At 72.7% G+C, this 10,413-nt stretch carries 11 protein-coding genes; 2 read left to right on the top strand and 9 right to left on the bottom strand.

The features are described from left to right. Positions 1-49: 49 nt before the first annotated feature. Positions 50-277 (bottom strand): hypothetical protein, encoded by a 228-nt coding sequence (locus TSH58p_RS30570; RefSeq protein WP_109067917.1) that lies wholly within the window; start codon positions 275-277, stop codon positions 50-52. Positions 278-501: 224 nt separating this feature from the next. Here TSH58p_RS30570 and TSH58p_RS30575 point away from each other — a divergent pair, with 224 nt between their 5' ends. After that, entirely contained in the window at positions 502-1,575 is a 1,074-nt protein-coding gene (locus TSH58p_RS30575) for a ketopantoate reductase family protein (protein WP_109067918.1), read from the top strand. Positions 1,576-1,606: 31 nt separating this feature from the next. On the opposite strand, the gene TSH58p_RS30580 is transcribed toward TSH58p_RS30575, so the two are convergent. Genes TSH58p_RS30580 through TSH58p_RS30615 form a run of 8 tightly spaced genes read right to left on the bottom strand, consistent with a single transcriptional unit; the run spans position 1,607 to position 8,989 of the window. Next, positions 1,607-2,788 carry an FAD-binding oxidoreductase gene (locus TSH58p_RS30580; protein WP_109067919.1) on the bottom strand — a complete coding sequence of 394 codons (1,182 nt, stop codon included), beginning with the start codon at positions 2,786-2,788 and terminating at the stop codon, positions 1,607-1,609. Further along, entirely contained in the window at positions 2,785-4,209 is a 1,425-nt protein-coding gene (locus TSH58p_RS30585; protein WP_109067920.1) for an NAD(P)/FAD-dependent oxidoreductase, read from the bottom strand. Before TSH58p_RS30585 ends, TSH58p_RS30580 begins: the two co-directional genes overlap by 4 nt. Then, positions 4,206-4,571: a (2Fe-2S)-binding protein gene (locus TSH58p_RS34620; protein ID WP_109067921.1), complete on the bottom strand. Its 366-nt coding sequence runs from the start codon at positions 4,569-4,571 to the stop codon at positions 4,206-4,208. The genes TSH58p_RS30585 and TSH58p_RS34620 overlap by 4 nt, the downstream gene beginning before the upstream one ends. Positions 4,572-4,592: 21 nt before the next feature. Next, positions 4,593-5,711, bottom strand: coding sequence for an ABC transporter substrate-binding protein (locus TSH58p_RS30595; protein WP_109067922.1), 1,119 nt, complete (start codon positions 5,709-5,711; stop codon positions 4,593-4,595). A 16-nt stretch (positions 5,712-5,727) separates the two neighbouring features. After that, on the bottom strand, positions 5,728-6,444 hold the full coding sequence (locus TSH58p_RS30600; RefSeq protein WP_109067923.1) for an ABC transporter ATP-binding protein: 717 nt from the start codon (positions 6,442-6,444) through the stop codon (positions 5,728-5,730). Positions 6,445-6,450: 6 nt separating this feature from the next. Beyond that, a complete protein-coding gene (locus TSH58p_RS30605; protein WP_109067924.1) occupies positions 6,451-7,221 on the bottom strand; it encodes an ABC transporter ATP-binding protein in 771 nt (256 codons plus the stop codon). Beyond that, on the bottom strand, positions 7,218-8,093 hold the full coding sequence (locus TSH58p_RS30610) for a branched-chain amino acid ABC transporter permease (protein ID WP_109067925.1): 876 nt from the start codon (positions 8,091-8,093) through the stop codon (positions 7,218-7,220). The genes TSH58p_RS30605 and TSH58p_RS30610 overlap by 4 nt, the downstream gene beginning before the upstream one ends. Continuing rightward, positions 8,090-8,989, bottom strand: coding sequence for a branched-chain amino acid ABC transporter permease (locus TSH58p_RS30615; protein ID WP_199230008.1), 900 nt, complete (start codon positions 8,987-8,989; stop codon positions 8,090-8,092). Before TSH58p_RS30615 ends, TSH58p_RS30610 begins: the two co-directional genes overlap by 4 nt. 153 nt (positions 8,990-9,142) lie before the next feature. Here TSH58p_RS30615 and TSH58p_RS30620 point away from each other — a divergent pair, with 153 nt between their 5' ends. Beyond that, a complete protein-coding gene (locus tag TSH58p_RS30620; RefSeq protein ID WP_109067926.1) occupies positions 9,143-10,393 on the top strand; it encodes a sarcosine oxidase subunit beta family protein in 1,251 nt (416 codons plus the stop codon). Positions 10,394-10,413: the final 20 nt, after the last annotated feature.

The raw sequence follows: 10,413 nt of genomic DNA on the forward strand, positions 1-10,413 counted from the left end.
TCCGTCCGTCCGGGAGTTGGGGTGCGGCCGAGGCCGGGCGTGGGGCGGATCAGGCCAGCGCGGCCACGAGCACCGGCAGGACGGCCAGGACGACGCCGGCCCCCAGGGCCAGCCGATGGCTGAGCGGCGGCTCACCCACACGCGTCCGGTCGTCCCCGCGCGTCCGGCCCGGCGCGCCGTCCGAAGGGTCCGGCGACTGGGGCAAGGGCAGGGGCAAGGCGCAGGACGGGCTGAGCGACGCGATCAGCATCCATTGGAAATCATCCGAATCCTTCATGCCGGGTCTCCTGCTGGAAAAGGGAAAGACGGGAAGCGGCGTCGGAACGGTCGCCGCAGCGATAACAACACCTAAGTTCAGTATTATTTTTCTTATTCCATATAGGAAAATAGGAATTATGCTCGGCGTCAAGCGCGCGCTTCGCCCCGGGCGCGGTTTTCCGCTGGTCCCGCGATGTGGACGGGGCGCCGCGATCGCGGGAAGAGGGAAGCAGGACGACGGGAATGAGTGACACGCGACGCGTCTTGATCGCCGGAGCGGGTGCGGTCGGCGGCTACATCGGAGCCCATCTGGCGCGTGCCGGGCACGCCGTGACGCTGATCGATCCCTGGTGGGAGAATGTGGCGGCGATCCGCGCCCGGGGCCTGTCGATCACCGGCATCACAGCGGAGGAAGCCTTCACCCAGCCGGTCCGCGCCCTGGGCGTGGGCGAGGCGCAGAGCCTGGTGCGGGAGGCGCCCTTCGACTACGCCTTCGTCGCGATGAAATCCTACGACACGCGCTGGGCGGCGGAACTGGTGCTGCCCCATCTGGGACCGGACGGCGTCATCGCGTCGGCCCAGAACGGGATCAACGACCCGACCATCGCCGCGGTCGCCGGGCCGGAGCGGACGGTGGGCATCGTCGTGGCGGGCATCGCCGCCGAACTGGTCGAGCCGGCGCGCATCCGCCGCGCCGTTCCCCGCGGGCGGCCCGGCAATCTGGAGATCGGGGAACTCGACGGGCGCTCCACGGAGCGGGTTGCCGCCCTGGCGGACCTGCTGAGCGCGGTCGATTCGACGCTCGTCACGACGGACCTGCCCTCGCGGCGCTGGACCAAGCTGGTCGTCAACGCGATGCGGAACGCCGTCTCCGCGGCGACGGGGCTGTCGGGCAACGACATCACCCGCGTGGACGCGGTGCGCCGCGCGGCGATCCGCATCGGCGGCGAGGCGGTCCGCGTCGGACGGGCGAAGGGGCTGACCGTCGGGCGGGTGACCGGCATCGACCCCGACGATCTCCAGGGCGCCGCCGAAGGGGATGCGGAGCGTCTGGCCCGCGTGGAGGCGATCATGCTCGCCGGCACCCGCGACGGAACCCGGCTGGATGCCCAGCGCCCCTCGATGGGCCAGGACGTGCTGCGCGGGCGGCGCACTGAGATCGACCACATCAACGGGCTGGTCGTCGCCGGGGCCGAGGAGACGGGCACCGCCGCGCCCGGCAATCGCGCCGTCCTGGACATCGTGCGCGCCATCGAGCGCGGCCGGCTCACCCCGGCGCCGGACCGGCTGGCCGGGGTGGCTGTCGGCCCCGGCTGAGCGGCGTTCCGCCCCCCTCCCCGCCGCCGCCTCAGATGATCGCCGGCTCCCTGTCCAGAGCCTCGCCACCGGCGAAGCGGGCCGGGGACAGGCGGGCGAACCAGTCCGGAACGGCCTGCCCGTCGACGAGATGGGCGAGCAGGCGCCCCGCCGCGGGAGCGGTCATGAAGCCCTTCGCCCCCGACAGAGCGACGAACAGGCCGGGCAGCGCCGTTTCGCCGAGCACCGCCAGCATGTCCGGCGTGATGGAGTAGAGCCCGCCCCAGGAGCGCAGCAGCCGCGCCGTTCCCAGCGCCGGCAGCAGGTCGATGGCGCGCGCGGCGGCGCGCGGGAACAAATCCGCGGTGGGCCGGGCATCGGCGCCGAGCGCCCGCCGCCGGTCCGACGCCACCACCACGACGCTGCCCCGCGCGGTCTGGTTCAGGAACATCTCATGCGCGAAGGACACCACGCAGGGGCCGAGCCGCGGCGGCAGCGGTTCGGTGACGAAGGCCTGGTTGGGGTAGGGCTGCACCGGAATGTCGATGCCGAGCGGCCCGAGAAGCTGCGGAATCCGCGTGTCGGTGGCGACGACCACCCGCCCGGCCTCGATCGCCTCCCCACCCGCGCGCAGCCGGAAGGCGCCGTTCCGCGGCTCGACGGAATCGACCGTCACGCCGTGGCGGACGATCACCCCGGACCGCAGGGCGGCGCGGTGGAAGCCGTCCAGCACCCGGAACGGCGACAGGGAGCCGTCGCGGGCGCAGAAGGATCCGCCGACCACCCCCGCCGCATTGAGGCCGGGCGCCAGCCGCGCCGCCTCCTCCGCGGTCAGCAGCGCGCTGTCCACGCCGAACCGGGCCTGGAGCGCGATGTTGCGGCGGAGCTGGTCGAGCTGCTCCTCGCCGTGGGCCAGGATCAGGTAGCCGTCCTGCTTGAACTCGATGCCCTCGGGATAGCCGAACTCCTCGGCGAAATTCTCGTAGGACGGCAGGCTTTCCTGGCAGAGCCGGATGTTCCCCGCCGCCCCCCACTGCGCGCGGAATCCGGCGCCGCAGCGCCCGGTCTCGTTGCCCGCGAAGTCCGAGCGGTCGAGCAGCAGGACCGACAGGTCGGGGCGCAGCCGGCGCAGCCAGAGCGCCACCGACAGGCCGTAGGCGCCGCCGCCGACCACGGCGATGTCCGCAGTCTTCGGTAAGGCGATCTTGGGTGCGGCGGTCTTGAGAGTCGTCATGATGCCACGGTCTCGTCGGAAACCCGGTTGGCCAGCGCGGCGAGCGTGACGGGGCGGATGCCGGGGCGCGCGTTGACCGCCTCCGCCTCGCCCCGCGGCCCGGCAAGCGCCGCCAGGGTGCGCAGGCAGGACCGCCCGCCGCAGGAGCCCATCCCGGCCCGCGTGTTGCGCTTCAGCCCGTTCAGGCCGTCATGCCCGTCGGCGACGGCGCGGTCGATCCGGGCGCGGGTGACGCCTTCGCAGCGGCAGACCACCGTGGCCGGCGTCACCAGCTCGTGGATGTCCGGCGGCAATTCCCAGGAGGCGGCCAGCGCCGCCTGGAACGTCCAATGGCGCGCCCGCTCGGCGCGGTCCGCCGCGGCCTGCCCGGCGAAGCGTCCGGCATCCCGGTGCAGCGCCCACCCCGCCGCCGCCGCACCGACGACGGCGCCGTCGCAGGCCGCCGCCAGACCACCGGCGAGACCGCCGGCGTCCCCGGCGACGAACAGGCCGGGGACGGAGGTCGCCCCGTCCCCGTCGCGCACCGGCAGCCAGCCGCCCCGCCGCGGGTCGAAGCGGGTCTCCGCCCCGGCCATGCGCGCCAGATCGCCGTTGGCGGTGAAACCGTGGTTGAAGGCGACGGTGTCGGCGGCGAAGCGCTGCTCGGTTCCCGGAACGGGCCGTCCGCGCCCGTCGTGGCGGGCGATCACCAGCCGTTCGGCGGCACCGTCCCCGCTGACCGACAGCGCGACATGGCGGGTCAGCACCGGCACCCCGGCGCGGCGCAGGACGGACAGCCAGCGCCACCCCTCCCACAGCACGCCGCGCCCGGCCCACAGCGCCGCCGGGTCGCGCAGCAGAGCCGGCCACAGCGGGCTCCATGGGGGGCGCAGCAAGGCCACCACCGGCACCGTCGCCCCGGCCTCGACCATCTGCGCCGCCGCGACCAGCGGCAGCGGCCCGGCCCCGGCGACCGCGATCCGGTCCCCCGCGCGCACCCGCCCGCCCTTCAGCAGGGCCTGGAGCGCCCCCGCCGTCACCACCCCCGGCAGGGTCCAGCCGGGAACCGGCACCACGCGCTCGTGCAGGCCGGTCGCCACCACCAGCGCGTCGGCGCGGATCAGTTGGCTGCTCGTCTCGTCGGCGATGAGGATCCGGTCCAGGCCGTAGACGGCGGTCACCGAGGTTCCCGGACGATGGTCGATGGCCCCGGCGTGGCGGGCGAAGCGGTCGAACAGGCGGCGCTTGCGCTCCGCCTCCGGCCGGGCCGCGGCGGAGACGGCGCCGCCCGCCAGCGACGGCGGCGGCTGGCGGTGGATCTGCCCGCCGGGGCGCGGCGCCTCGTCCACCAGCACGACCGCGCAGCCCAGCCGGGCGGCCTGCGCCGCCGCCATCATGCCCGCCGGCCCGGCGCCGACCACCACCACCCGCGCGCGGCTCACGACGCCCCTCCATCCGGAACGCTGCCGTCGGGCAGCAGCCCCGGCCCGACCTGCCAGCGGACGGACAGGCCCGGACGGGCTTCGGTCTGGCAGGCGCGGCTGTTGGGCCGCCCGTCGATGATGCAGCGGCACTCCCAGCACACGCCGATGCCGCAGAACAGGCCGCGCGGGGAACCGTCCTCCGCGGTGCGCCACGCCCGCTCCCCGGCGGCGAGCAGAGCGGCGGCGACGCTCTCTCCCGCCCAGGCCGGAATCGCGCGCGTCCCGAACCGGTCTTCGAAGAGAATGGTGAAGCCCTCCCCCTCCCGGACGCCGGGGCGCCGGGAGGATGTGGCGGAGGCGGACGATGCGGCCCGATCCATGATGATGCCCCGGCGTCCGGCTCAGAGCAGGGTGAAGGCGCCGCCCTTCACGGTCAGCACGAAGCCGCCGTAGGTGGGGGTGCGGTTCTCGTTGATGGTCAGCTTGCCGCCGCCCAGCACGGTCGGCAGGTCCTTCACCGTCAGCAGCGCGGCGCGGATGGCGGCGCGGTCGTAGGTCGGGCCGGCGGCCTTGATGGCGGCGGCGGCGACCTTGAGCTGGTTGTAGCCGATGGCGGCGAAGACGTCCGGGGCGATCTTGAACTTGCGCTGGTAGGCCTCGACGAAGGTCTTGTTCAGCGGGCTGGCGCTCTCCAGGAAATAGTCGGCGACGAAGATGGTGCCCTCGACCGCCGCACCGCCGACCTTCAGGAACTGCTGCGAGGCCATGCTGGGCGTGCCGAGGATGCGCACCTTGTCGGACAGGCCGGCCTGCTTGGCCTGGATGATGATGTTGGCGCTGGTCTCGGCGGTGGTGGAGATCAGCAGCGTGTCGATGTCCAGGGCGGCCAGCTTGGTGGCCAGCGCCGTGAAGTCGGTGTCGCTGCCGACGATGGTCTCCTCCGCCACGGTCTTGATGCCCTTGGCCTCGAACAGGTCCTTCACGCCGTTCTTCTGGGCGATGTAGGCGTCGTTGTCGCGGTTGAAGACATAGGCGACGGTCTTCGGCGCCAGACGGGCGGCGGCCTGCTCGCCCAGCGCCTGCATGATGGTGGCGGGGGTGGCGTTCGACTTGAAGATCCAGTCGCCGACCCGCGTCACGTCGGCGGACGCGGTGGAGACCACCGGCACGCCCTGCTCCTGCGCCACCGGCAGGGCGGCGAAGGCCTCGACGCTGGAGGTCGGGCCGAGGATCACCGCGGCCTTGTCGTACTGGGCGAAGCGCGAGACCAGCGTGGTCGCCTGGTTCTTGTCGCTGGCCGTGTCCTCGATCAGCAGCTTCAGCGTCAGGCCGCCCAGCTCGCCCGAGGCGTTCAGCTCCTCCAGCGCGGTCTCGATGCCGTTGCGGCCGGGAACGGCGGCGAAGGAGAAGATGCCGGTCGAAGCGACGGGCACGCCGATCACCACCTCCTGCGCCTGGGCGGGCTGGAGGGCGGCGGCAATGGCCAGCGACAGGGCGGCGGCGCCGAGCAGGGTCTTCATTGGGAACGGTCCTTTGTTAGAAATCGGGAAGGTCGTCGCCGGGCAGGTAATGGCTGGCCACCGCGGGGTCGCGGGCGAGGTCGCCGCTCGGCCCCTGGTGGACGACGCGCCCCTGCTCCAGCACATAGGCGTGGCCGGTGGCGTCGAGCGCGCGGCGCGCGTTCTGCTCCACCAGCAGAATGGTCAGGCCGGAGCGGCGCAGGGTCTCCAGCGCCGCGAAGACCTGCGCGGCCATCAGCGGCGACAGGCCGAGGCTCGGCTCGTCCAGCATCAGCAGGCGCGGGCGGCCCATCAGCGCGCGCCCGATGGCGAGCATCTGCTGCTGCCCGCCTGACAGCGACCCGCCTTCCTGCCGGCGCCGCTCCGCCAGGATCGGGAAGAGGGCGTAGACCTCGTCGATGTCCGCGGTCCCCCGCGTCCCGGCGGCCAGCCGCCCGAGCCGAAGATTCTCCTCCACCGACAGCGGGCCGAGGATCTGGCGCCCCTCCGGCACCTGGAGCAGGCCGCGCCGCGCCACCCTGTGGGCGGGCAGCCCGGCGATGTCCGCACCGTCGAAGCGGATGCGTCCGGATAGCGGATTCACCACGCCGCTGACGCTGTTGAGCAGCGTGCTCTTGCCCGCACCGTTGGGGCCGATCAACGCCACCATGGCGCCCGCCGGAACGGTCAGGGTGACCCCGCGCAGGGCGCGGATGCCGTCATAGGCGGTGACGAGATCCTGAATCTCCAGCATGGCCGGTCACGCCCCCAGATAGGCGGCGATCACCGCCGGGTCGCGGCGCACCGCCGCCGGGGTGCCGCTGGCGATCAGACGCCCGCTGTCGATGACGTGGATCTCGGCGCAGAGCGACAGGACGAAGCGCATGTTGTGCTCGATCAGCAGGACGCCGAGCCCGTCGCCCGCCAGCTCCGCGACGATGCGGCCCAGCGCGTCGGCCTCCACGTCGTTCATGCCGGCCACCGGCTCGTCCAGCAGCAGGAGCCGCGGCTCCATGGCGAGCGCCCGCATCATCTCGACGCGGCGCTGGTGGCCGTAGGACAGGCTGCCCGCCGGCTGGTCGGCGAAACCGGCCATGCCGAAGCGCTCCAGGATGGCGGCGGCGCGGCGGCGCAGCTCCCGCCCCTCACGCAACGCCGAAGGCAGGCCGAGCAGACCGGCGGCGAGGCCGGCGCGCTCGTGCCGATGGAAGCCGGCGACCACGTTGTCCAGCACGCTCGCCTCCTTCAGCAGGCGGACGGTCTGGAAGGTGCGGGCGATGCCGGCGCGCGCCACCTCCGGCGCCTCGGCCTCGGTGATGTCGCGGCCGCCCAGGCGGATGCGCCCGGCGGTCAGGCGCAAGAGGCCGGTGATCAGGTTCACCACCGTGCTCTTGCCCGCCCCGTTGGGGCCGATCAGGCCGGTGATGCGGCCCGGCTCGACGGTCAGCGACAGGTCGTCCACGGCCACCACGCCGCCGAAGGCGCGGGTCACCCCGTCCAGGACCAGACCCTCTTGAATCGGTGGGGTCATGCCCGCACCTCCCCCGCGCGCTGCCGCGCGGCGAGGCGCAGGCGGCGCGCCTGGAGGAGGACGGTGTCCACCACGCCGTGCGGCAGGTAGACGATGAACAGCACCATCAGCAGCCCGTTGACGGCGAGGCGGTAATCGGCGAGCGGGCGCGCCAGCTCCGGCAGCGCGGTCAGCACCGCCGCCCCGGCCAGCGGCCCCAGCACCGCCGCGCGCCCGCCCAGCACCACGAAGGTCAGCACCGACACCAGCAGCGGGAAGCCGAAATCCTCCGGCACGAGGCTGTAGTTGCGGTGGGCCATCACCCCGCCGCCCAGCCCGGCGATGGCGCCGGACAGCGCGAAGGCCAGCCGGTGGTACCGGACGACCCGGATGCCGAGCGAGACGGCCACCGTCTCCTCCTGGCGGATGGTGTCGAAGGCCCGCCCGACCCCGCCGCGCGACAGCGCGAAGACGAGGTAGAGGACCAGCGCGAAGACGCCCAGCAGGTGCCAGCCCTGGACGGTGCGCGGCAGGCCGTTCATGCCCATCGCGCCGCCGGTCAGCGGCTCCGCGTAGAGGGCCAGCGACAGGACGATCTGCACGAAGGCGAGCGTCGCGATGGCCTGGAACACGCCGCGCAGCCGGGCCAGCGGCAGGGCCAGAAGCCCGCCCGCGGCAGCCCCGGCCAGCGCGGCGGCGGCCAGCCCCAGCGGCATCGGCACGCCCCAGCGCACCGTCAGCACGGCCGCCGTGTAGGCGCCGATGGAGGCCAGCCCCGCCGTCGCCAGCGAGAAGACCCCGGCGCGCAGCGCGATGTACTGGCTGTAGGCCAGGATGGCGTTCACCAGGATCAGCTCCGCCAGAGGCTGCTGGGCGAGAAGAAGGTCGATCATTGCCGCACCACCCGGATTTCCCGGCGCAGGGTCCCGAAGAAGCCGCTCGGCCGCAGCAGCAGGATGACGAAGAGAAGCCCGAACAGGATCGCGTCGCTGAGGGCGGAGGACAGGAAGGCGACGCTCAGCGTCTGGATCATCCCGAACAGCAGCCCGCCGACCACCGCCCCCGCCACGCTGCCCAGGCCGCCCAGCACGATCACCACGAAGCCGCGCAGCAGATAGGGCTCGCCCATCAGGAAATGGACGGAGTTGAAGGCGATGCCGATGATCACCCCCGCCGCCCCGGCCAGCGCGCCGCACAGGAAGAAGGTCAGGGTGTGCACCGCGCCGGGGTTGACGCCGAGCAGGCTGGCCGTGCGTTCGGAGATGGCGACGGCGCGGATCTGCCGGCCGAAGCTGGTCGCGAACAGGAAGGCCAGCAGCCCCGCCACCAGCACGGCGACGCTGCCGACGATGACGATCTGCTGCAGCGACACCCGCAGCCCGAACACCTGATAGAAGACGATCGGGAAGGTGCCGAAGGGGAAGCGCTGCACCTGGGTGTTCGAGGCGATCTGCGCCGCGCTCATCAGGATCTGCGCGACGCCGAGGCTGGAGATGATCGCCGCGAACTCCGGCGAGCCGCGGCGGCGGAGCGGCCGGAAGGCCACCGCGTCCACCAGCACGCTGAGCAGCCCGGCGGCCAGCATGGCGACGGCGAAGGCCGCCGGCAGCGGCAGGCCGAGCGCCGTGACCGCGAACAGGCCGGTGAAGGCCCCCCACATGAACACCGCCCCGTGGGCGAGGTTCAGCACGTGCAGCACGCCGAAGATCAGCGTGAAGCCCAGCGCGAACAGCGCGTAGGTGCTGCCCACGACGATGCCGTTGACGATCTGCTGCGCGACCAGAGCCACGCTTTTCCCCTTGTCGATGTGGATTTCAGCCCTGATGCGACGAGTCTCCGTGTGGAACGGAAACGATACCGCGCATCGGTCATGCAGATTTTTCTACACATTCGAATGCAGGTCGTCTACCTATTATCTATTACTCCGGTATGAAAATAGGAAATGACCCGCTACTCCCTCCTCTCCCTGGCCCGGAACGCGCTGACCGGGCACCGCCGCTGGGCGCCGGCCTGGCGCGACGCGGCTCCGAAGCCCGCCTACGACGTGGTGATCGTGGGCGGCGGCGGGCATGGGCTGGCGACCGCCCACTACCTCGCCTCCCGCTATGGGGTGACCAACGTGGCGGTGCTGGAGAAGGGGTGGATCGGCGGCGGCAACACCGCGCGCAACACCACCATCGTCCGCTCCAACTACCTGCTGGACGACAGCGCCTTCCTCTATGAGCACTCCCTGAAGCTGTGGGAGGGGCTGACGGCGGAGCTCGACTTCAACGTCATGTTCAGCCAGCGCGGGGTGGTCAGCCTCGCCCACAGCGCTCATGAGCTGACGGCGCTGCGCCAGCGCGACCGCGTCATGCGGCTGAACGGAATCGATTCGGAGATGCTGGACCGGGCGGCGCTGCGCCGGCTGGCCCCGGCGCTCGACCTGTCGCCCACGGCGCGCTTCCCGGTGGTCGGCGCCTCCATCCAGCGGCGCGGCGGCATCGCCCGGCACGACGCCGTGGCCTGGGGCTTCGCCCGCGCCGCCGACCGGCGCGGCGTGGACATCGTGCAGAATTGCGCGGTGACCGGCCTGCGCATCGAGAACGGACGCGTGACCGGGGTGGAGACGACGCGCGGCCTGATCCGCGCCGGCAAGGTCGGGATCGCCGTCGCCGGCCATTCCGGCGTGCTGGCGGCGATGGCCGGGCTGCGCCTGCCGATCCGCAGCTACACGCTTCAAGCCTTCGTGTCGGAGCCGCTGAAGCCGGTGCTCGACACCGTGATCGTGTCCAACCAGGTGTCCTGCTACGTCAGCCAATCCGACAAGGGCGAGCTGGTCTTCGGGGCGGCGCGCGACAATTACAGCTCCTACAGCCAGCGCGGCAGCCTGCCGATCCTGGAGGACTGCGTCGCCAACCTGCTGCAGCTCTTCCCCGCCTTCAGCCGGGTCGGGGTGCTGCGCGGCTGGGGCGGCACGGTGGACGTGTCGCCGGACCTCAGCCCGATCATCGGCCCGCTGCCGGTGGAGGGGCTGTTCATCAATTGCGGCTGGGGCACCGGCGGCTTCAAGGCCACCCCCGGCTCCGGCGACGTGTTCGCCGCCACCATCGCGCGGGGGGCGCCGCACCCGCTGGCCGCTCCCTTCGGCCTGGACCGCTTCGCCACCGGACGGCTCATCGACGAAGCCGCCGCCGCCGGCGTCTCGCACTGACGCACGGGAGAGAGTGAACC

This window comes from Azospirillum sp. TSH58 (genome assembly GCF_003119115.1).
Lineage (GTDB): Bacteria > Pseudomonadota > Alphaproteobacteria > Azospirillales > Azospirillaceae > Azospirillum.

Excerpts from the sequence above, each read along its gene's own strand:
- TSH58p_RS30620 (WP_109067926.1), top strand. The coding sequence starts at position 9,143 with ATGACCCGCTACTCCCTCCTCTCCCTGGCCCGGAACGCGCTGACCGGG.
- TSH58p_RS30575 (WP_109067918.1), top strand. The coding sequence starts at position 502 with ATGAGTGACACGCGACGCGTCTTGATCGCCGGAGCGGGTGCGGTCGGC.
- TSH58p_RS30610 (WP_109067925.1), bottom strand. The coding sequence starts at position 8,093 with ATGATCGACCTTCTTCTCGCCCAGCAGCCTCTGGCGGAGCTGATCCTG.
- TSH58p_RS30605 (WP_109067924.1), bottom strand. The coding sequence starts at position 7,221 with ATGACCCCACCGATTCAAGAGGGTCTGGTCCTGGACGGGGTGACCCGC.
- TSH58p_RS34620 (WP_109067921.1), bottom strand. The coding sequence starts at position 4,571 with ATGGATCGGGCCGCATCGTCCGCCTCCGCCACATCCTCCCGGCGCCCC.
- TSH58p_RS30580 (WP_109067919.1), bottom strand. The coding sequence starts at position 2,788 with ATGACGACTCTCAAGACCGCCGCACCCAAGATCGCCTTACCGAAGACT.
- TSH58p_RS30570 (WP_109067917.1), bottom strand. The coding sequence starts at position 277 with ATGAAGGATTCGGATGATTTCCAATGGATGCTGATCGCGTCGCTCAGC.
- TSH58p_RS30600 (WP_109067923.1), bottom strand. The coding sequence starts at position 6,444 with ATGCTGGAGATTCAGGATCTCGTCACCGCCTATGACGGCATCCGCGCC.
- TSH58p_RS30595 (WP_109067922.1), bottom strand. The coding sequence starts at position 5,711 with ATGAAGACCCTGCTCGGCGCCGCCGCCCTGTCGCTGGCCATTGCCGCC.